Below are 19,551 nucleotides of genomic sequence, written 5' to 3'. Positions count from 1 at the left end.
GTACGACGATAACTTTTACATCACGGCGTACCGAAAATAAAAATAGCCCTGCCAATTAAATAACCTCGGCAGGACATGATGAAAAAGACAATTATTAAAGTAACGTGTATTAGTGCATTATTATTGAGCACACAGGGATGGTGCGGAAATACGTCCGTCGACCTTCGCTTTGGCCATAATACGCGCTCTGACGTAAATGATTCTCGTATTAAGGTTATGCATCAGGCGGATAACGGTTTTTACTTCTCCGTTGAAGCCGCACAAAACCATAACGACACCTTTTTTGGTGATACCGACCGAAATAATCCCGATGACAAAGGATTAACGGAGGCGGCACAGGAGATTGAAACGCGCTGGCGCTTCAATCTGGGCAATGGCTTTGCCGTTGCGCCTGGCATGGTGACGGTTTTCACCCCCAGTAATACCCACTATCGCCCCTTCATTCAGGGCTGGAAAGCGTTCGATAACGGTCTGAACCTCTCTGCCCGCTATCGTTATAACACCATCAATGACGCGCACAGCGACAAAGAACTCGACGGCAGCGGCTATACCCGCCGTCAGTCACACCAGTTCGACATTTGGTTCGCGTACAACATTGGCAAATTCGGTATGTCCTACAACCCGCGCTTCCGCTGGCAGGATAATGTCGATCAGGGAACCGGGGATGATACCTACTGGGAGCATACCGTTGCGTTCAACTACCAGCTCGACGATGGCTGGACGCCTTACGTCGAGCTGGTGTCACTGGATAAAACCTATATCAACAATGACGGCAACCATGAAAATGATTATGCCGTACGTCTGGGGATAGTGAAGCAGCTCTGACGGCCTGACTACACCGTATCGTGCTGCAGCAGCCTGCAGCCGATACGGTCAACGGCGCTTAACAGTTCAAGCTGGCCCTCCCGCTGATACAGCGATACCGCGTTAATGTCGATCGATAACGGCCAGCATAGCGTTGAGATCGACGCCAGCGTCGCCCCCTGACGGGTAATTGCAATAATCTTTAAGCCCTTGCGCAGCGCGTTTCGCGCCATTTCTATCAGCGACTGTGTCTCCCCGGATTTGCTGATCAGCACCAGCGTCCCCTTCGATACCCGTGTCAGCTGGTGCATGTCATTCAAAATAAGATGCGGCAGGCTCGCCAGCGATAAAAAGCGCGACAGGTAGTTGAGGCTGGTAAGCGAGGCGCCGCGTGCGTACAGATAGATATGGCTGGAATGGATGAGCAGCCTGGACACCTCCGCCACAATGTCGTCCGCCTGCGGACCCGCGTCGGGCACTGCAGGCGCAGGGGTAAAATGATCGCGTAAAAAACGATACCGAAGCTCGGTATAGCTTTTATACCCCATTTTTTTACACACACGATTAACGGATGTTGTCGTTGTAAAGGTATCACGGGCAATCTCTTTTGCCGAAATATTAGAAATATTACACGCGTGATGCTGAATGTATTCAAATATCAAGCGTTCACTTCCCTGGAATGAATTCATATATTACACCCTGTTTAATCCCGGCATGATATTAACACAACAGAAAAAATAGTCTCTGGAAGGCGCTTCACACATTGCATTTACGCGTATCACGATACGTAATTAGTATTAGCAAACGTTAAAAACTGTTTTAGGTTCTCTTTATACTTTCCCTGTTTTCACATCCAGGGAATTATGACAATGACGAAACAGAAAGTTGTCGCGGTAACGGCGTGCCCGACGGGCATTGCACATACCTTTATGGCGGCGAATAAAATTATTGCATGGGCTAAAGAGCACAATATTGAGGTTAAGGTCGAAACGCAGGGCAGCGACGGCGTTAAAAACCGCTTAACGAAGCAGGATATTGCCTCCGCCACGGCCATTATTCTGGCAACCGACGTCCCCATTCAGGATGTCGAACGCTTTGAAAACATTCCCCACCTTCAGACCCGCACGCAAGAGCTGATCAAGCATACCGATCGCTATCTGCGTCAGGCGCTTGCCATGGAAAAAAACGTCACGACTGTCGTACATGAAGACGAACTCCAGCCTTCGGCTTACCAGATTTTTATCGGCCATATCATGGCGGCCATCAGCTATATGCTGCCGGTGGTGGTCATGGGCGGGCTGATGATGGCAACGGCCAAAATTACCGGCCAGTTTATTAACATCGACCATTCGCCGTTCAGCGTGCTGGATAAAGTGGGCTTTATGACCATTAAGTTCATGTATCCGGTTTTCGCCATGTATCTGGCGTTTTCCATTGCCGGCAAACCGGCGCTGATCCCCGGACTTATCGGCGGCATCATGTCAGACGAGGTCTACAAGCGCTTCTTTGATATCGAAGGCTTTATGCCGTCCGGCTTTTTCGGCGCGATCGGCATTGGCTTTTTTGTGGGCTATCTGGTGCGCTGGCTGAATGATTCCATTCACGTCCGCCAGCAGCTCACCACCATCAAGACCATGCTGGTCGTCCCACTGATCACCGGCATTACGCTGGTGATGGTCATGGAATATTTGATTAACCCGATTTTCGGCTCGCTTAACCAGCTGATGGTGGTCTTTTTTACCTCGGCAGGTGACACCGGGCGCGGATTCTATTCCGCGATGATCGCCGCAGGCACCGCGTTTGACCTGGGCGGCCCGGTCAACAAGGCGGCAGGCTCAGTCGCGCTCGGCCTGAATGGCATGAGCGAAACGTTTGATCTCACCGCCCGCGAACTCTCCATCGTGATCCCCTCTATTGGCGTCGGCTTTGCCGCGTTCCTCAACGGCCGCTTTGGACTACCGGATGTTTTTAGCCGGGAAGAGAAAACCGTTGGCAGCACCTCGTTGCTGCTGGGCGTGATTGGGATCTCCGAAGGCGCGATCCCGTTCATCCTGAAAAACCCACGTCTGATCCCGGTGTTCATGACCGGTGCCGTCGCCGGCGCGCTGGTCGCCATTGCACTCGGCGTGAAGCAGACGCTGCCGCTGCCGGCCATCTGGGGCTGGCCGCTGGCAACCAACGTGGCGGGCTACCTGGCGAGCGTCTTTATTGGCGCACTGATTTGCGCCCTGGGCGTGCTTTACGTCAGCCCAAAGAACGCCAGCTAAGGGGAAGGTCATGAATCAGATCCACGTCATTGCCCATACGCACTGGGATCAGGAGTGGTATTTCACCCGTCAGGACAGCATGGTGCTGGCGTCATATAACTTTGCGGACGTCATCGACACGCTGGAGCAGGACCCGGCTTACAGCTGCTATCACCTTGACGGACAGATGGCGGTGGTAGAAGACTTTCTCGCTATCAATCCCGATTATCGCACCAGGCTGGAGACGCTGGTCAGAGCGAAAAGGATTTTTGTGGGGCCGTGGTATACCCAGACGGACACCTACAACGTGCATGGCGAATCCATTATCCGCAACCTCAAATACGGCATCTTCTCTGCCCGTAAGCTGGGGCACGCCATGCAGGTTGGGTATCTTCCGGATACCTTCGGCCACAATGCGCAGATGCCCACGATTTTGCAGGGCTGCAATATCGACAACATCGTCTTCTGGCGCGGCATCGATCACGACAGACAGGCGAAAAGCAGCCAGTTCCTCTGGCGCGCGCCGTCAGGGGCGACCGTTATCGCCTGCGCGATGGCGCTCGGTTATGGCGCGGCTAAAAACATCTCTTCAGACGCGAGCCATTTGCAGGGAAAAATCTTCCCGATGGTCAATCTCCTGCGCTCGCGGGCCGGAATAAATGACCTGCTGCTGCCCTGCGGCGGCGATCAGGTCAGCATCGACCCGGCGCTGCCGAAAATCCTGCAGGTCGCCAGCGCACGCTCCCCGGATGAGGACCATTACGTCATCAGTTCGCTGGAGCGCTACGTCGACATTCTGCGCGCGCAGCGTGAGCAGTTTGAATTCTGGGAAGGAGAGCTGAAATCGCCGCGCTACACCCGCATCCATAAAACGATCGGCTCCGTGCGCTACGACATTAAAAAGAAAAATGATGCAGTTGAGCAGTTCATCCTGCGGCAGCTGGAGCCGACAATCGCCATGGCGCGTCATCAGGGGCTCCCGGTCAACCTCTCGGTGGTCGATACGCTCTGGAAGAAGCTGTTGCGAAGCCATGCCCATGACTCCATCGGCGGCTGTAATAGCGATGCCACCAACCGCGATATTTTGCATCGACTGGAGCAAACCGAACAGCTGTGCCACAGCCTGTGGAATCTGGTGGTGAAAACCCTGGCCGCCGCCTGCGCCCGGGAAGGCGATCTGCTGATTTTTAACCCGCTGGCCACGCAAACGCAGCGCGTGGTGAAAACCACTCTCTATAGCCGCGCTGAAAATATCGCCCTGATGTATCAGGGGCAGGCCATCCCCTTCGACGTCCTGAAAAGAGACGTGTTGCCCGGCGGAACGGCGATCTCCCTTAACGCCGAAGGCGAATGTGAAACGCCCCTTCCCCCTTATTACCGCTGGCACGTTGCTGTGAAAACACCGGTTCTGCCGCCAGTCGGCTATCTCAGCGTTAACGTTGAAGATGACCCGGCGCCTTTCCGGCAGCCTGAACAGACAACGGGCAGCGAGATAGAGAATGCGCATTATCGATTAACGCTGGACGACGGAACACTAACCCTGCACGACAAACGCAGCGGCAGATGCATCCCCTCGTTCTTTACCCTTGAAGACTGTGCGGATGCGGGCGACAGCTACGATTTCTCACCGCTTGCGGGCGATACCCCGACGCGATGCGACCATTTCACGCTCGTCGGCTGCCTGAAAACGCCGCTTGTCGAAAAGCTGATCGTTGAAGCCACCCTGTTTCTTCCGCCAGATCTCGCCGGACGCCAGGATACTGCCCGAACGCCGTTATCCATTCGTCTGGAGTGCACATTACGCGAAGACGATCCGAACCTGTACGTCGAGGCTTCGCTGGAAAACAGCCACTGCGATCACCGGCTACGTTTACTGATCGGCAGCGATATTCGCACCCGTCACGCTATCGCCTCCCAGCCCTTCGCGATAATCCAGCGCGATACGGGGTGTGAGAGTGGAAACTGGCAGGAGCGCTATCGCGAGATGCCCGTGGATATCGAAACCACCGAAGGCATTATTGCTGTCGCGGAAGCGGGCAAAGCGCTGGTGGTGAATAGTCGCGGTATGAAGGAATTTCAGATTATCGGCAGTGAACCCGCGGCGATTGCTCTGACGTTGTTTAAAGCGACGGGCGTGCTCGGGCGCAACGATCTCGACTGGCGACCGGGCCGTGCGTCCGGCATTAATAATACGGTGGTTGAGACCCCCGATGCGCAGTTGCTGAAACCGCTGCACTTTTCATTTACCGTCGCGCTGGCCGACAGCGCCGATCATCTCACGCTTCGCCAACTGGAAAATCAGGCGGCCGGACAGCCCTTCACCTACCAACGGCAATCGTTACACACGCTCGATCACCGCCTTGAGCGCTTTGCGTTGCGTCTGCCCGAGCATCAGCTTCCGGCACAATTCTCATTATTGACCCTGCCGGAGCCGCTAGTCCTTTCTGCCCTGCCCCATGCGCAACGGTCGAATGGCACCGTCGTCCGGGTGTTTAACGCCGGGAGGCAGCCGGTTCCCGTCCCGGAAAGTCTGGTGGGGCTACGTCAGATCAACTATCTGGAAGAGCCTGTGCCGCCGGTAACGGCAATCCCCCCTTTCGCAACCTGCGATTTTTTGATGGAGGCTTAATATGAACTTGCTTGCATTGACGCACCCCGATCTGGTTTTTATCAACCCGCCGCACCGTACGCCTGAAGCGCTGATCCGCTGGCTCGCCGAACCGCTCGCCAGGCGAAAAATCATCTGCGATGAAGAAACATTCATCCAGAGCGTGTTACAGCGCGAAAGCGAAGGCCCTACCGCGCTGGGTGAAGCGCTCGCCGTTCCGCACGGTAAAACCGAGGCGGTGCAGCAGGCGGCGTTTTGTCTGGCACTCTTTGACGACCCGATACGCTGGCCGGGGCTGGACGGTGATGAAGAGGTCAGAATGGTTTTCCTGCTCGCCATTCCGCCCGCGGAAGCAGGCAGTACCCATATGCAGCTGCTGACGACGCTGACCAGTTTATTGACAGAAGATCGAGTGCGCGCGCAGCTTCTGGCGGCGCGCACCCGGGAAGAGGCGATGTCCGCCCTGAGTGCTGAAGAACCTCAAAAACAGGATGCGGCCCCTGACCGCTCCCTTCTCATTCCGGTGATACTGGGCAGTATCGCTACCGCAGCCTTTTTACAGGCAGGATTGAGCTGGGCCTGCGCAGTGAGTTAACCGAACGGCGCTCAGCATGTACCACGTTGAGCGCTTGTTTTTGTTGAATAATTAATCAGATTTTTCCTTCGCGTCTTTACAAAGGCTGAAGCGCCCGCCGTTTGTACTCTCGTCTTTTTACTTTGTTCTGCGTCAAATAAATCGCAAACTTGTTTGATGCAAATCACTATATGTAGAACTTAAAATGCACGCCGACCCAACATATTGTATTAATCGTCTACTATTCCAACAACAAGACGGCGCTTACGCTGGCCGGAATTGTGGATAACATGAGCTGGGAACGGGGGAAGTCTTTGGCCTGGCGGGGAATACGTCCGGTGAATACTTCTCCACCTCTGTGGATAACCTGTTTTTAAAAATGGAGTGATCATGACACCGCATGTGATGAAACGTGATGGCTGTAAAGTGCCGTTTAAATCAGAGCGCATCCAGGAAGCCATTCTGCGTGCAGCTAAAGCAGCGGGAGTCGATGACGCAGATTACTGCGCCACCGTCGCAGAAGTCGTTAGCAGCCAGATGACTGAACGCAGCCAGGTCGATATCAACGAGATCCAGACCGCGGTTGAAAACCAGCTGATGGCTGGCCCCTACAAACAGTTAGCCCGCGCCTACATTGAGTATCGCCACGATCGCGACGTGCAGCGTGAGAAGCGCGGTCGCCTCAATCAGGAGATCCGTGGCCTGGTGGAGCAGACCAACTCTGCCCTGCTCAATGAAAACGCCAACAAAGACAGCAAAGTGATCCCGACCCAGCGCGATCTGCTGGCCGGTATCGTCGCCAAACACTATGCCCGCCAGCATCTGCTGCCGCGCGACGTGGTCTCGGCACACGAGCGCGGCGAGATCCACTATCACGACCTCGATTACTCGCCGTTCTTCCCGATGTTCAACTGCATGCTGATCGACCTGAAAGGCATGCTGACCCAGGGTTTTAAAATGGGTAACGCCGAGATTGAACCGCCTAAGTCGATCTCCACGGCGACAGCGGTAACGGCACAGATCATCGCTCAGGTGGCGAGCCACATTTATGGCGGGACCACCATAAACCGCATTGACGAAGTGCTGGCCCCGTTCGTGACGGCGAGCTTCAACAAGCATCGGAAAACTGCCGAAGAGTGGCAGATCCCGGACGCGGACGGCTATGCGCACTCCCGTACCGAAAAAGAGTGCTACGACGCGTTCCAGTCGCTGGAATATGAAGTGAACACGCTGCACACCGCCAACGGGCAGACGCCGTTTGTGACCTTTGGTTTTGGCCTGGGCACCAGCTGGGAATCACGCCTGATCCAGCAGTCCATTCTGCGCAACCGTATTTCCGGCCTCGGTAAAAACCGCAAAACCGCGGTGTTCCCGAAACTGGTGTTCGCCATCCGCGACGGCCTGAATCACAAGTTTGGCGATCCGAACTACGACATCAAACAGCTGGCGCTGGAGTGCGCGAGCAAGCGCATGTACCCGGACATCCTGAACTACGACCAGGTGGTAAAAGTCACCGGTTCGTTTAAAACGCCTATGGGCTGCCGCAGCTTCCTCGGGGTGTACGAGGATGAAAACGGCGAGCAGATCCACGACGGGCGTAACAACCTGGGCGTCATCAGCCTGAACCTGCCGCGCATCGCGCTGGAGGCCAAAGGCAATGAAGCTGAATTCTGGAAATTGCTGGATGAACGCCTGCAGCTGGCGCGTAAGGCGCTGATGACCCGTATCGCACGCCTTGAAGGGGTGAAAGCCCGCGTGGCGCCCATCCTCTATATGGAAGGGGCCTGCGGCGTGCGCCTGAAGGCGGACGATGACGTGTCCGAGATCTTCAAAAACGGCCGCGCGTCGATTTCGCTGGGCTATATCGGCATCCACGAAACCATCAACGCCCTGTCTGGCGACGCGCATATGTACGACAGCGCGGCCCTGCGCGAAAAAGGCATTGCGATTGTCCAGCGCCTGCGCGACGCGGTTGACCAGTGGAAAGAGGAAACTGGCTATGGGTTTAGCCTCTACAGTACGCCGAGCGAGAACCTGTGCGACCGCTTCTGCCGTCTGGACACCGCCGAGTTCGGGATTGTGGAAGGCGTGACCGACAAAGGGTACTACACCAACAGCTTCCACCTCGACGTGGAGAAAAAGGTAAACCCGTACGACAAGATCGACTTCGAAGCGGCCTATCCGCCCATCGCCAGCGGCGGCTTCATCTGCTACGGCGAGTACCCGAACATCCAGCACAACCTGAAGGCGCTGGAAGACGTGTGGGATTATAGCTATCAGCACGTGCCGTATTACGGGACCAATACGCCAATCGACGAATGCTACGAGTGTGGCTTTACCGGTGAGTTCGAGTGTACGAGCAAAGGCTTTACCTGCCCGAAATGCGGCAACCACGATGCAGCCCGTGTCTCCGTGACCCGTCGCGTGTGCGGCTACCTCGGCAGCCCGGATGCCCGTCCGTTTAACGCCGGCAAGCAGGAAGAGGTGAAGCGCCGCGTGAAACACCTGGGGAATGGGCAGATCGGTTGAGCCACTGCCACATTTATGCCCGGTGGCGCTACGCTTACCGGGCCTACAATCCGCACTCACACTGTACCCGGCTTGGTTAAACGCTATGAACTACCATCAGTACTACCCCGTCGATATCGTCAACGGCCCCGGTACCCGCTGCACCCTGTTCGTTTCAGGCTGCGTACATGAGTGCCCCGGCTGCTACAACAAAAGCACCTGGCGCGTAAATTCCGGCATGCCGTTTACCGCCGAAATGGAAGACCGCATCATCAACGACCTGAACGACACGCGCATCAAACGCCAGGGGATTTCGCTCTCCGGCGGCGATCCGCTCCATCCGCAAAACGTGCCGGAGATCCTGAAGCTGGTGAAGCGCATCCGCCGCGAGTGTGCGGGAAAAGATATCTGGGTCTGGACGGGATATAAGCTGGAAGAGCTGAATGCTGCTCAGAGGGAAGTCGTGGATTTGATTAACGTGCTGGTGGACGGCAAGTTCGTGCAGGATTTAAAAGATCCGGCCCTGATCTGGCGCGGCAGCAGCAACCAGGTTGTGCATCATCTGCGTTAAACGCTAAAGCCGTTTATTTGCTTCATGATAAACGGCTGATTTCTCTCTCTTTCCGATAGCGATAACAAATACCGTAACTACGTTATCCTGAACCTGATAAACCAAACGATAACCCAGAGATCTGAGTTTAATTTTGTAGCAATCCGGCAGGCCGTGCAGGCGGGCCGATTCAATTCTGGGGTTCACTAAGACGTCAGCAAGTTTCTTTTTAAACTGGCATTTCACCGTATCGCCCAGCTTATGCCACTCCTTTAAAGCCCTCGGGTCGAACTCCAGTTCATAAATCATCCAGACTAAGCTTAATTCCCTTTTGTGGATTCGCCAGTCGCTCCCGGACTGTCTGTATCAGTTCATCTTCACTGTCACTGATGGTGACAGTTTTCACCGGCATACGCCCTGTTTCCGCAACGTACTGAAACAGTAACCGCACGGCTTCCGTTGGGGTAATATTGAGTTTTTCCAGCACGGCATACGCCTCATTTTTGAGTTTGTCATCCAGACGGACGTTAAGCGTGGCCATTATGCCTCCAGTAAAATCGAATGTGTAATGCAGTTTAGCATTACATTCGCATTACATCGAATTCTGGATAACGCCTCTCAAAACCGGCTCAAACTCTCCATCGCCTCAGCCTTAAACGCCGCAAAATCCTCGCACTGGCACAGGCGCGTCATTGCGCGTTCTCGCAGGAAAGTGACGAAGATGTCGTAAATCGCCATCGCCTCTTCGTACTCGCTTTTGCTGATGGCGAGCAGGAAGATGACGTGCGCCGTTTCATCCCCCCACTGAATACCCTGCGGAGCCAGCACCGTGTAGACCACCGTTTTCTGTGCCAGCAGGCCGAGGGAGTGCGGCAGCGCGATGCCGTCGCCGAGCATGGTGCTGACGATAGCTTCACGCTCAACGACCGAATCCAGAAACTCCGCGCCAACAAAGCCTTCGCGTTCAAGCTGGTCACACAGCTCGCGGAACAGCGTTTGCTGGTCAACAGGCTTGTCGAGAATGCGGAAATGGGCCGCGTCGAAGTATTTCTCCAGCATCCACGGGCGGGTGCGGTCCACCAGCACCAGCTTGCCGATCTGCTCTAACTGATAATCGGTCGGGAACGGGGCGATCGTCACCACCGGTTTAGATTTTTCACTCACGCGGGCGGTGGAGATGACAAAGTCTTCGCCGATGGCATCCGCAAGCTCGTACTCGCGCAGAGTGAGCGTGCGCGTCACCTCGATCTGCGGGTATTTGCGCTGGAGCACCGCCTCGATCATGCGCACCATCGCATTACCGGCGTCGCACACCAGCAGTACGCGCGGCTGGCGCTGGTAGCCGATGTTGTAGTGGCGCTCCAGCCCCACGCCGATGTGCAGCACCAGAAAACCAATCTCGTTCTCGCTGATCGCATACGGCGTGTATTTCCCCCAGCTCGACACCGCCGCGAGAGTCATATCCCACGCCATCGGATAGTGCTGCTTGATGTTGTCCAGCAGCGGATTGGGGATCATGATTTGATAGCGCACGCGGGTGATCATGGTTTTGATGTGCGTGAGCAGATCGGCGTGCAGCTGCGCGTCGCTGAGCAGGTTGTAGTTATAGTGGGTGTTGATGTAGCGCAGGATATAGTTGACCAGCGCTTCGTCGTCGTCGGCGTTAATCGCGCTGGGGGCAATCTCCTGAATCTGCCGCGCCGCGATGTGGACGCACAGCCAGCTCTCTTCCGATGGCGCAAGCGCCTTGCCCGCCAGCTCCTGAATGGCCACCGCGATATCCTTCGCCGCCTCGCGCACATTCTCTTCCACGTCTTCCGCGTGGAATTCCGGCAGCGGATACCCCTCGCTGATGCGCCGCACCGACACCGCGCAGTACAGGCGCAGGAACAGTTCGCCTTCGTCGGTCAGACGAATGTGATGGCGGGTGAGCGCTTCGTGAAGCACGACCACCATCTGCTCCGGTACCCCGGCGTTGAGCGCGACCTCCGTCACCAGCGGGTTAAGGCTGTCCTGCTGCGCCAGCTCCCACAGAAGATCGGTCAGGCAGGCGCGGACCGACATCTCGCTGCCAAACAGCTTCATGCCGTGGCGCGGGCGGGTTTCCAGCGTCAGGTTATAGCGCTGGAACCACTCGCGCACTTCCACCATGTCGCTCTGCAAGGTGGCGCGGCTGACAAACCACTCGTCGGCCAGATCTTCAAGCTTAAGTGAAAACGCCGACGTCAGGAAACGCACCACCAGATAGTGCACGCGCTCCGGTCCCGTTCGGGGAATACGCAGCGCGCGCGGGTGCGATGCCTGCAGCTGCTGATAGCGCTCGGCATCGTCAATTTTAAGCTGGTAGCCGTTACCCCGGCTCAGAATAAACTGCGCGCCGTGGCTCGCCAGCAGCGCGTTCAGGGCGGTGATATCTGCGCGGACGGTTCGCGTGGAGACCGACAGCCGCTGCGCCAGCTCGTCCTGCGGCAGCGTCTCGTTTTGCAACAGATCGAAAAGTTGCGCTAAACGTTGGTTCGGAAATCGCACGTCGTTGTCCTCTTACTGCTCAGGGTGAAATGACCATCTGGGATGGGCTGCCGACCGGGGTATAGTCTGGCTCGAAGATCAGCTTGCCGTCCTGCGCCACGCGGAAACGGGTAATGTTGTCGCTGCGCTGGTTCATGACGTACAGCCAGCGGCCCTGCTTATCGAGCGTCAGGGTGCGCGGGTAGTCGCCGCGCGTCCAGACATCCTCCTGATGCGTCAGCGTGCCCTCCGCTGTTACGGTAAAGTGCCCGATGCTGTTATGCAAACGGTTCGCCACATACAGCTGTTTACCATCGGCGCTTAGCGCCAGCCCGGCAGCAAAACTGGTGCCTTTATAGCCGTCCGGCAGGGCAGAGACCGTTTTACCCTCTTTCAGTCTGCCGCTGCTGTCCAGCGCATAATGGGTGAGCGTCGACGCCTCTTCGTTAATCAGCCACAGGGCATCGCCTTTCGGCGTAAAAACAAAATGACGCGGGCCGGCGCCTTTTGAGGAGGCGCTGATAAACGGCGGATCGTTCGGCGTTAGCTTTCCGGTTCGATCGTCAAAGCGGTACTGATAGATACGATCCAGCCCAAGATCGGTGGAAAAAACGTACTTCCCACTCGGATCGGCGGCGATCATGTGCGCATGCGGGCCGTTGTGATCGCTGATGGCAAAGCTACCTTCGACAGCCGCTTCCGGCTTCGCCGCGCCCGGTTCGCCCTGGTCCTGATGTCTGTCCGTCGCGTCACCCAGGCTGCCGTCCGCGTTGACGGGCAAAACGGCAATCGATCCGCTGACGTAGTTCGCCACCAGCAGATGCTTGCCGTTTGGCGTTAGCGAAAGATACACCGGCCCGGCGCCGCCGGAGGCCACCTGATTCAGCTCGCTCAGCTCACCGTTATCGCCGACGCGCAGCGCCTGCACCACGCCCTGCTCCACTTCGCTTGCCAGATACAGCGTTTTACCGTCTTGCGAAAGGGTCAACTGCGCCGCATTCGGCAGTTTGCTCACCAGCGTTTTGTTATCGAGCGCGCCGGTTTGCGGGTCAACGGTAAAACGGTACAGCCCTTCACCATTCGGATTATAGGTGCCCACCCAGGCGTATTGCGTCTGGGCGATGGCGGCGGTGGCGAGCATTGAGAGTGAAGCGACAAGCAGGTTACGGGTGTGCATGGTGGCTCCTTTATATGTGTGAGTTCTACTTCACCAGCTTCTTCGTCATCGCCAGCAGCGTACGCACATCTTCGGGACGCGTATCGCCGCTGGCTTTGTCGATAATTGAACTGTAGATATGCGGGATGATTTTGCTTACGCCCGCGTCGAGGGCGATCTGCAGGATCGCCTCATAGTTTTCCAGATCGATACCCCCCGTCGGCTCCAGCCAGAAGTCGTGACGGGCGCAGGCTTCCGCCACCGCCTGGTATTCGTCACGGCACTTGAGGCCGCCCATCGGGAAGTACTTAATCGAACTGCCGCCGAAGTCTTTCAGCAGGGCAATCGCCGTTTCAACCGGCACGATACCGTCCGGCGCTTTGCTGCTCAGCGGGCCGGTGGAGATTTTCACCATACCGACGGTACCGGTCGGAGAGACCAGGCCATTGACCACCGATTCATTCTGCCCCAGCAGCGCGCGGCTCGCGGCCACGCCGGTGAAGACCTGATTAACGTGCTGCGGCTGCACCTGGCGGGAGATCTCGCTCACCATTGCCGACTGGTTCGGATCGCCCGCGCCCAGCCCTACGGAGAGCGCGTTATCAATCAGCGCCGCGTATTCACGCATATCCGCGACCGCGCTCGCCACGTCCGGGTAATTTTTGGAGAGCACGCCCACCAGCACGTGACCTTCCGCCGCCTCGTAAATGGCGCTGGCGTTGGCTTTCGAGCCGGCCAGCACGTTCAGGCAGACGCGGTCACGGTAAAAATTGGGGGTCAGTTTCATGCGTTTTTCTCCTGTCCTAATACTTCACTAATGCGGCGGTAGACGATGTTCAGCTGGTCAGCACTTACGCTGCGCACGTCCGCTTCGATAATCCCTTCGTTGGCCTTGTAGCCACGGAAATAGATGGCGTATTCGCCCTGCTTGAGCGCGTTCACCAGGTCACCCGTGCCGACGCCTGTGGTGGCTTCGTCGAACTTAATTTCGGTGCGGGCGATATCGCGACCCGCGCTGTCCCAGACCACGCGGGCGGTGACGCCGTTCAGGGTGTTGAGCGCGTCGATAAACGGCGTCATTTTCGCCACCATCTCGGCGCCGCTTTCCTTGGTGGCCGTCAGGTAGTGTTCGATGGCGCAGGTCAGGCCGAGGATCCCCTCTTTACCCACCTTCATGGCGCGGCCAATACCCGCCGTCTGGCGTTTCACCCACTCGACGTACTGGGTTTTGCCGATCACCAGGCCGCTGGTTGGCCCCTCGATCGCTTTCGCGCCGCTGTAAATCACCAGATCCGCGCCGGAGCGGTAGTACACGTGCAGATCTTCTTCCGCCGCGGCATCAACGATCAGCGGCAGGGAGTGTTTACGTGCGACGACTGCCGCCTGCTCGACGCTGAGCATGCTTTTCTGCACGCAGTGGTGCGATTTGATGTAGAGGATCGCCGCCGTGCGCGGGGTGATGGCCGCCGCCAGCTGGTCGGCGGAGCATTCGTTGGCGTAGCCCGCTTCCACCAGCTTGCCGCCGCCCAGCGCCACCATGGTGCCGACCGGCGCGCCAAAGTTAACGTTGTGGCCTTTCGGCAGGACGATTTCATTGTTCTCGATTGGCGTGACGTGCAGGTTTTCCAGCAGCCAGTCGCTGTCTTTTACCAGCACCGCCGCCACGGACTGGGCGATGCCCGCCGACGCGCAGGAGACCACCGTCGCCCCTTCCACATCCAGCAGCTTCGCGATGTATTCCCCGGTTTTATTGACCAGATCCTTCATCTCGAAGTAATGATTCATGCCGTCCATCGCCGCCTGCACTACTTCCGGGCGCGGCGTGGAGACGCCCAGCGCCGTCATGCGGCCAGAGGTGTTGATAACCTGCTTTAAATTATACTTCTCATAAATCGAAGGCATGTTCCGTGCTCCCTTGTTCGGTCATGTAGCCCTTGCCCGCGCGGATCGCGGCAAGCGGCACCAGAATGTGTTCAGCCTGCAGGCTGTCGTTTTCAGCGTCCGTCAGCACCGTTGGCTGGCGTTTAATCGTGAACAGCGTCAGGTCGGCGTCGAGACCCGGCTGGATGCGACCCTTACGCGTCAGGCGCAGGCCGTCGGCGGCGTTCGAGGTCACGCAGTCAATCACCTGCGGCAATGACATGCCGATGGCGAGAAACTTCGACATCACGCTTGCCAGCGAGCCAACCGGGCCGTTGATGCGGTTGCGGCAGTAGATATCCGAGCTGATGGTGTGCGGCAGAATGCCCATCGCGATGGCGCGTTTCGCCACCTCAAAGCTGAAGCTCGCCGTGCCGTGGCCGACGTCCAGACGCACGCCACGCTTCAGGGCGGAGGTGATGGAGGCGCGCAGCTCGCCGGACGGCGTCAGAATGCGGTTAGGCTTACCGTTATAGCAGTGGGTAATGATGTCGCCGGAGCTTAACAGCTCGGCGATTTCATCGAGGTTCGGCGGGTTATTGCCGATGTGCACCATCAGCGGCAAGTCGCCATTCTCTTTCTGGATGGCTTTGGCGCGCTCCAGCGGCGTGATGCCGTTTTCACCGACCACGCTGCTGCTCATGCGCGCCTTCAGGCCGACAATAAAATCCGGGTGGCGCTTCACCGCCTGCTTCACCGCATCGGCGTCAATGTTTGCCATGTTGGCCAGCTCGTTCTGGGCAATCAGCCCCACGCGGGAGATGTTCAGCAGGGCAAAGACCTCGGTGGAGGCTTTGCGGGTGATTTCATAAAAATCGTCCACGTCGTCGGCCCCGGTACTGCCCGCGTCCACCACGGTGGTGACGCCGGTGGCAATGCCCACGCTGTCCGGCTCGTCGTGGTAAATCGGGGAGTTCGGGTAGCAGTGAACGTGGGAGTCAATCCAGCCCGCGCTAACGTACACGTCACCGTTAAGCTCAACCGTTTTACGGGCGGGAGCGTCTATGTCGCCCGTCGCGGCAATTTTCCCGTCCTGAATGGCGATATCGGTCAGGGTATTGTCGGCGAGGCGCGCACGGCGCAGGAGTAAATCAAACATGAGGCTCTCCTGATAGGGCGGGCGCCGGAGCGCCCGCGAGTATTAAAGGGCGACCGGGAACAGCCAGCCCAAAATCATTGCGCCGAGGATGGCGCCACCGGTAATCGGCTTCTGCCAGATGTAGAACAGCAGCGCGCCGACCAGCGAACCGACGCCGATTGGAATGGAGGCGGTCATCGCGCTGAGGATAATCAGCGGCCCGAGGAAGCGGCCGGAGGCGTTACCCGCGCCCATCATCACGTCTGCGCCGTAGGTGGAGTTGCTCTGGTTGATGGTGAACTTACGCGCCAGGATGATGACGTAGCCAATCGCCAGACCAATCACCAGGCCGGTAATCAGCGAGGCGATGAAGTTGGTCACCGGGAACATGATCCCCGCACCCAGCAGCAGCGCCGGTACGCCGAGGCCTACGCCGGTCTGGATCGCCCCGCCGATGTCGAGAATACCCACCAGCGATCCTTCAATAATGCGGGCGAACAGGAAGCTCGCGCCGAACGCCGCCACCGCGCCGTAGACGCCGGTATCGATTCCCGCTTTCAGCATCGCCACGAAGGCCACTTCGTTAAACGCGCCGATGCCGTAGAGGTAGTACATGTGCGTCCCGGCGAAGACGCCGGAGGAGAGCAGGCCAACGAAGATCGGGAACGACCAGTCGGCATACCAAAAACCTTTATTCTGTTCCATGTAGAGGCTCCTGTTATTTACCGCTGAGCGAGTTGTGGATCATGTCGAGCCAGTTCGGCACGGTCAGATGGAAGGATTCGATCATCTTCATGTCGAAGCCGCGGAAGAAGCCGCTCAACACGAACAGCAGCACGATCGCCGCCATCATCACTTTGGTGACGTGGTTCCAGCCGCTCTCCTCAACGCCTTTACCGATCAGGATGCCGAGAACCAGACCCGGTACGGCGTTCCCCATGATCAGCTGCGCCGCGCCGCCGAAGATGGTGGCCCAGAAGCCCGATTTTTTACCCGCGTCGATGGCCGCCAGCCAGAAGATCACCGGCATCACGGTGTTAACCAGCAGGTTCGCGGCAGGCACCAGCACCTTCACGGCGGTAACCTGCAGCGCTGCCGGCACGGAGGAGGCGGTCAGGTTCAGGAAGGTCACGACGAGCATGCCAATCACGCCGCAGGCAATCGCCATTTTGCGGGGATCGTGCAGCGTTTCGCCGACGTTACGGTTTTTGATCATCAGTGCAGCAGCACCCCAGTTAGGGATGATGCGGTGGTCAACGTCCTGTGTGAAGGCACCTGCAGCCACGGAAGAGGCCCAGGCGTTAAAGAAGAAACCTAACCCAAAGGAGAAGTGGGACGCCGGATCCCCTTCACAGGAGTTCAGTTCCCCCAACGTACGAAACGCGCCCATACCCTGAGTGGTAGGCGCATGAAACATGCGTGCAGCCCCGGCTCCGACACCGACGCCAACCAGGCCGCCAATGATGAGCGATTTTATTAATATAATTAAGAACATCAGTCTGCCCTTTTATGAATAATCAGCGTTGCGTGACGAAATCCACCCGGTCAAGATTGATGGCGGTCACGTTGACGGTCACATCCAGCTCCACGCTGTAGGTGCGTCTTTCCCGGCGCAAAAAGAAGAACAGAAACGCTTCTTTACGCACCGCTTCTTGCGCCTGAACTACCTGCACATCCTGTGGCTCAATACGCAGTAAGATATGCGGTGAGGCTTTCATCACCGCGGCCTGAACGTGGTTGAGCGCGTCGGCAAAGGCGCGCGCTTTGGCGTCGCCCTTCCCCTTCACTCTCACCGTGGTTGTGAACTGTTCTTTCATGCTTATGCGCCGTATTTCTTCTGCCACGCCTGCACCAGACGCTCGCCCAGCTCTTCTTTATCCATAAAGCCAAAGCCCAGCACGTTGCAGCCTTCGTTGATGGCGGTCACGCCCTCTTCCACGGAACGCATGCCGTATTTGGCCTTGTAGCCATATTTGGTTTGGGCGGTGATGGCACCCGCGCCGCCGCTGCCGCAGAAGGAGATGCCGAAGGTGGCGTTTTCCGCTTTCATTACGTCGCCGAGCTTCATGTCCGCCGCCATGCCCGGCACAACCACTGCGCGTCCACCTGCTTTTTCCACACCCGCAGCCACTTTCTGACCTTTACCCAGGCGATCGCCAATCACGACTGTAATCTGTTCCATGTGTTGCTCCTTAAAGGTTGTCTTTCGCGACTTCAAAGTGAACGGAGAGCAGCCAGGCCTCTTCATCAGGAAGGTTGCCAAACTGCGCCACCACTTCACGGGCAAGCTGCATTGAATCTGGTGAAATTTCGTCGAACAGCTCTGCTTCAACCTCCGGCAGCGGCTCGCCGGTCACGGACCGGTGCGCCATTGCGCGAACGTGGGAGGTGAGCATCTGCTCCTGTACCGCATTGGGGATGATGTTGTGCCGGGCCAGCAGGGCATAAACCTGCTGCAGCATGGTGTTCGCGAGCTGTTCTGTTTGTACCGCCTGTTCCCCAACGTCGTTCATTACCGCTCCGTTAATCACTCGTCTTACCCCGTTAATGGCTCTGGAATAAAACTAACGTTGGGCGTGAAGGGTTTGTAGCGAGTTGTTTTCCACTTCGAAGTGGAAAGGCGAGCCGCAGCAGTGATCTGTGCCACATAAATATGGTGAATCTGGATTAACGGCCGCATTTACGTGATGAATATCACGCTATTAAGCGGCACTAAACAGGTAAGCGGAGTGGAAAAGTTTACGAGCAGGCTCGTAGAAATGTGACGTGGATAAGGTTTTCTTATGGGGATTCGCTAGAGTGGCTGCGGGTGCTTGAGACTGACCGTCTCAGGCATGGGACGGAAAGTGGAAAGCCCCGCCTGATAGAAAATCAGGGCGGGGGCTCGAAACGACACGTCGGACCGTGGAGTTCGCTACCTCGCCCGCTTTAAAGCAAGGAGGCATCCATGAAACGCCAATCCCCAATTATCCGGGTTTCGATGATTGTTGCTTTGACAATAATCATCTTAACGCTGGTGACGAGGAAAACACTGTGCGAGATCCGTTTTCGAAACGGCTCGCTTGAAGTGACAGCGCGGATGGATTGTCGCTCCGGCCAGTAGGGAGCAAGGATGCGGGGGCGCTTAGTGCGCCTCCGCATACGGAGGAAGGACGTACAGCTCAGGCACCCAATTAACGGTATTTCTTGTGATACGTGTTGCGCGTCGCCACAAACTGGTCGGCCGCCGCCTGGGCTTCCTTCACTTTGCCTTCGTTAGCCAGCTTCAGCGCGCCGTCGATCTGACCGACCAGCACGTCAAAGCCGTGGCGATAGTCTTTCATCTCTGCGCTGTCTGCCGCTTTGCTTTCCAGCTTTGGCGGCGTCGCTTTTTGCGCGTCCAGCGCCGCTTCACGCATTTTGGTCAGTGCGCCTTTCATTTCCGCCGCATTGTCCGTTTTCTGCACTACCTTCAGGTTTTGACTGAGGATGTCCATGTTGTCTTCGAGATCGGCAGCAAACGCAGAAGAGCCAAGAACCAGCGTTGAAGCCGCGACGATCGCTAACAGGTGTTTACGCATTGCTCACTTCCTTTTTTATTATTAAAACGCTTGTCGGGT

21 protein-coding genes are annotated in these 19,551 nt (G+C 57.1%); 7 read left to right on the top strand and 14 right to left on the bottom strand.

Annotated features, from left to right (window positions below):
- Positions 1-78: 78 nt before the first annotated feature.
- A complete protein-coding gene (locus tag IB212_RS02480) occupies positions 79-825 on the top strand; it encodes an oligogalacturonate-specific porin KdgM family protein (protein ID WP_028015309.1) in 747 nt (248 codons plus the stop codon).
- Between the two features lie 8 nt (positions 826-833).
- Here IB212_RS02480 and IB212_RS02475 read toward each other — a convergent pair whose 3' ends face one another.
- On the bottom strand, positions 834-1,493 hold the full coding sequence (locus tag IB212_RS02475) for a MurR/RpiR family transcriptional regulator (RefSeq protein WP_041911449.1): 660 nt from the start codon (positions 1,491-1,493) through the stop codon (positions 834-836).
- Positions 1,494-1,673: 180 nt separating this feature from the next.
- Between IB212_RS02475 and IB212_RS02470 the strand changes: the two genes are divergently transcribed.
- The 5 genes from IB212_RS02470 (at position 1,674) to nrdG (ending at position 9,311) form a co-directional block, all read left to right on the top strand.
- Positions 1,674-3,071: a PTS fructose transporter subunit IIC gene (locus IB212_RS02470; RefSeq protein ID WP_071993757.1), complete on the top strand. Its 1,398-nt coding sequence runs from the start codon at positions 1,674-1,676 to the stop codon at positions 3,069-3,071.
- A 10-nt stretch (positions 3,072-3,081) separates the two neighbouring features.
- Positions 3,082-5,679, top strand: a complete 2,598-nt coding sequence (locus tag IB212_RS02465) for a glycoside hydrolase family 38 C-terminal domain-containing protein (RefSeq protein ID WP_041911450.1) — start codon at positions 3,082-3,084, stop codon at positions 5,677-5,679.
- A 1-nt stretch (position 5,680) separates the two neighbouring features.
- A complete protein-coding gene (locus IB212_RS02460) occupies positions 5,681-6,253 on the top strand; it encodes a PTS sugar transporter subunit IIA (protein ID WP_041911451.1) in 573 nt (190 codons plus the stop codon).
- A 369-nt stretch (positions 6,254-6,622) separates the two neighbouring features.
- Entirely contained in the window at positions 6,623-8,761 is a 2,139-nt protein-coding gene (nrdD, locus tag IB212_RS02455) for an anaerobic ribonucleoside-triphosphate reductase (RefSeq protein WP_041911452.1), read from the top strand.
- Between the two features lie 85 nt (positions 8,762-8,846).
- Positions 8,847-9,311, top strand: coding sequence for an anaerobic ribonucleoside-triphosphate reductase-activating protein (nrdG, locus tag IB212_RS02450; RefSeq protein ID WP_028015303.1), 465 nt, complete (start codon positions 8,847-8,849; stop codon positions 9,309-9,311).
- 3 nt (positions 9,312-9,314) lie between these two features.
- Here nrdG and IB212_RS02445 read toward each other — a convergent pair whose 3' ends face one another.
- From IB212_RS02445 to IB212_RS02390, 12 genes are all read right to left on the bottom strand, one after another.
- Positions 9,315-9,599: a type II toxin-antitoxin system RelE/ParE family toxin gene (locus IB212_RS02445; RefSeq protein WP_041911453.1), complete on the bottom strand. Its 285-nt coding sequence runs from the start codon at positions 9,597-9,599 to the stop codon at positions 9,315-9,317.
- Entirely contained in the window at positions 9,589-9,831 is a 243-nt protein-coding gene (locus IB212_RS02440) for a type II toxin-antitoxin system RelB/DinJ family antitoxin (RefSeq protein ID WP_041911454.1), read from the bottom strand. Before IB212_RS02440 ends, IB212_RS02445 begins: the two co-directional genes overlap by 11 nt.
- A gap of 77 nt (positions 9,832-9,908) precedes the next feature.
- Positions 9,909-11,819, bottom strand: a complete 1,911-nt coding sequence (locus IB212_RS02435) for a transcription antiterminator (RefSeq protein WP_041911455.1) — start codon at positions 11,817-11,819, stop codon at positions 9,909-9,911.
- A gap of 19 nt (positions 11,820-11,838) precedes the next feature.
- A complete protein-coding gene (locus IB212_RS02430) occupies positions 11,839-12,975 on the bottom strand; it encodes a lactonase family protein (protein ID WP_188246048.1) in 1,137 nt (378 codons plus the stop codon).
- 25 nt (positions 12,976-13,000) lie between these two features.
- Positions 13,001-13,741, bottom strand: a complete 741-nt coding sequence (gene dagF / locus IB212_RS02425) for a 2-dehydro-3-deoxy-phosphogluconate aldolase (protein ID WP_041911457.1) — start codon at positions 13,739-13,741, stop codon at positions 13,001-13,003.
- A complete protein-coding gene (locus tag IB212_RS02420; RefSeq protein ID WP_028015299.1) occupies positions 13,738-14,856 on the bottom strand; it encodes a DgaE family pyridoxal phosphate-dependent ammonia lyase in 1,119 nt (372 codons plus the stop codon). Before IB212_RS02420 ends, dagF begins: the two co-directional genes overlap by 4 nt.
- A complete protein-coding gene (locus tag IB212_RS02415; protein ID WP_188246049.1) occupies positions 14,840-15,973 on the bottom strand; it encodes an amidohydrolase/deacetylase family metallohydrolase in 1,134 nt (377 codons plus the stop codon). Before IB212_RS02415 ends, IB212_RS02420 begins: the two co-directional genes overlap by 17 nt.
- Positions 15,974-16,015: 42 nt before the next feature.
- Positions 16,016-16,657 carry a DUF4310 family protein gene (locus IB212_RS02410; protein ID WP_003856081.1) on the bottom strand — a complete coding sequence of 214 codons (642 nt, stop codon included), beginning with the start codon at positions 16,655-16,657 and terminating at the stop codon, positions 16,016-16,018.
- 13 nt (positions 16,658-16,670) lie between these two features.
- Entirely contained in the window at positions 16,671-17,447 is a 777-nt protein-coding gene (locus IB212_RS02405; RefSeq protein WP_023310182.1) for a DUF4311 domain-containing protein, read from the bottom strand.
- Between the two features lie 22 nt (positions 17,448-17,469).
- Positions 17,470-17,769 carry a DUF4312 family protein gene (locus IB212_RS02400; protein ID WP_008501409.1) on the bottom strand — a complete coding sequence of 100 codons (300 nt, stop codon included), beginning with the start codon at positions 17,767-17,769 and terminating at the stop codon, positions 17,470-17,472.
- 2 nt (positions 17,770-17,771) lie between these two features.
- Positions 17,772-18,134, bottom strand: a complete 363-nt coding sequence (locus IB212_RS02395; protein WP_023293430.1) for an SFCGS family glycine-rich protein — start codon at positions 18,132-18,134, stop codon at positions 17,772-17,774.
- Positions 18,135-18,144: 10 nt separating this feature from the next.
- On the bottom strand, positions 18,145-18,483 hold the full coding sequence (locus IB212_RS02390; RefSeq protein ID WP_026080657.1) for a PRD domain-containing protein: 339 nt from the start codon (positions 18,481-18,483) through the stop codon (positions 18,145-18,147).
- A 416-nt stretch (positions 18,484-18,899) separates the two neighbouring features.
- Here IB212_RS02390 and IB212_RS02385 point away from each other — a divergent pair, with 416 nt between their 5' ends.
- Positions 18,900-19,055 carry a Hok/Gef family protein gene (locus tag IB212_RS02385; protein ID WP_041911460.1) on the top strand — a complete coding sequence of 52 codons (156 nt, stop codon included), beginning with the start codon at positions 18,900-18,902 and terminating at the stop codon, positions 19,053-19,055.
- Between the two features lie 70 nt (positions 19,056-19,125).
- Here the strand turns inward: IB212_RS02385 and cybC are convergent, their stop codons facing one another.
- Entirely contained in the window at positions 19,126-19,512 is a 387-nt protein-coding gene (gene cybC, locus IB212_RS02380) for a cytochrome b562 (protein WP_028015297.1), read from the bottom strand.
- Between the last annotated feature and the right edge of the window lie 39 nt (positions 19,513-19,551).

It is taken from the genome of Enterobacter sp. E12 (assembly GCF_014596715.2).
GTDB classification, from domain to species: Bacteria; Pseudomonadota; Gammaproteobacteria; order Enterobacterales; family Enterobacteriaceae; genus Enterobacter; species Enterobacter bugandensis.
The sequence above is the reverse complement of the archived record's forward strand: the minus strand, read 5'-3'. Positions and strand labels throughout refer to the sequence as shown.

What these genes read in the sequence shown, in the direction of transcription:
- IB212_RS02480 (WP_028015309.1), top strand. Translation starts at nt 79, where the DNA reads ATGAAAAAGACAATTATTAAAGTAACGTGTATTAGTGCATTATTATTG.
- IB212_RS02475 (WP_041911449.1), bottom strand. Translation starts at nt 1,493, where the DNA reads ATGAATTCATTCCAGGGAAGTGAACGCTTGATATTTGAATACATTCAG.
- IB212_RS02470 (WP_071993757.1), top strand. Translation starts at nt 1,674, where the DNA reads ATGACGAAACAGAAAGTTGTCGCGGTAACGGCGTGCCCGACGGGCATT.
- IB212_RS02465 (WP_041911450.1), top strand. Translation starts at nt 3,082, where the DNA reads ATGAATCAGATCCACGTCATTGCCCATACGCACTGGGATCAGGAGTGG.
- IB212_RS02460 (WP_041911451.1), top strand. Translation starts at nt 5,681, where the DNA reads ATGAACTTGCTTGCATTGACGCACCCCGATCTGGTTTTTATCAACCCG.
- nrdD (WP_041911452.1), top strand. Translation starts at nt 6,623, where the DNA reads ATGACACCGCATGTGATGAAACGTGATGGCTGTAAAGTGCCGTTTAAA.
- nrdG (WP_028015303.1), top strand. Translation starts at nt 8,847, where the DNA reads ATGAACTACCATCAGTACTACCCCGTCGATATCGTCAACGGCCCCGGT.
- IB212_RS02445 (WP_041911453.1), bottom strand. Translation starts at nt 9,599, where the DNA reads ATGATTTATGAACTGGAGTTCGACCCGAGGGCTTTAAAGGAGTGGCAT.
- IB212_RS02440 (WP_041911454.1), bottom strand. Translation starts at nt 9,831, where the DNA reads ATGGCCACGCTTAACGTCCGTCTGGATGACAAACTCAAAAATGAGGCG.
- IB212_RS02430 (WP_188246048.1), bottom strand. Translation starts at nt 12,975, where the DNA reads ATGCACACCCGTAACCTGCTTGTCGCTTCACTCTCAATGCTCGCCACC.
- dagF (WP_041911457.1), bottom strand. Translation starts at nt 13,741, where the DNA reads ATGAAACTGACCCCCAATTTTTACCGTGACCGCGTCTGCCTGAACGTG.
- IB212_RS02420 (WP_028015299.1), bottom strand. Translation starts at nt 14,856, where the DNA reads ATGCCTTCGATTTATGAGAAGTATAATTTAAAGCAGGTTATCAACACC.
- IB212_RS02415 (WP_188246049.1), bottom strand. Translation starts at nt 15,973, where the DNA reads ATGTTTGATTTACTCCTGCGCCGTGCGCGCCTCGCCGACAATACCCTG.
- IB212_RS02410 (WP_003856081.1), bottom strand. Translation starts at nt 16,657, where the DNA reads ATGGAACAGAATAAAGGTTTTTGGTATGCCGACTGGTCGTTCCCGATC.
- IB212_RS02405 (WP_023310182.1), bottom strand. Translation starts at nt 17,447, where the DNA reads ATGTTCTTAATTATATTAATAAAATCGCTCATCATTGGCGGCCTGGTT.
- IB212_RS02400 (WP_008501409.1), bottom strand. Translation starts at nt 17,769, where the DNA reads ATGAAAGAACAGTTCACAACCACGGTGAGAGTGAAGGGGAAGGGCGAC.
- IB212_RS02395 (WP_023293430.1), bottom strand. Translation starts at nt 18,134, where the DNA reads ATGGAACAGATTACAGTCGTGATTGGCGATCGCCTGGGTAAAGGTCAG.
- IB212_RS02385 (WP_041911460.1), top strand. Translation starts at nt 18,900, where the DNA reads ATGAAACGCCAATCCCCAATTATCCGGGTTTCGATGATTGTTGCTTTG.
- cybC (WP_028015297.1), bottom strand. Translation starts at nt 19,512, where the DNA reads ATGCGTAAACACCTGTTAGCGATCGTCGCGGCTTCAACGCTGGTTCTT.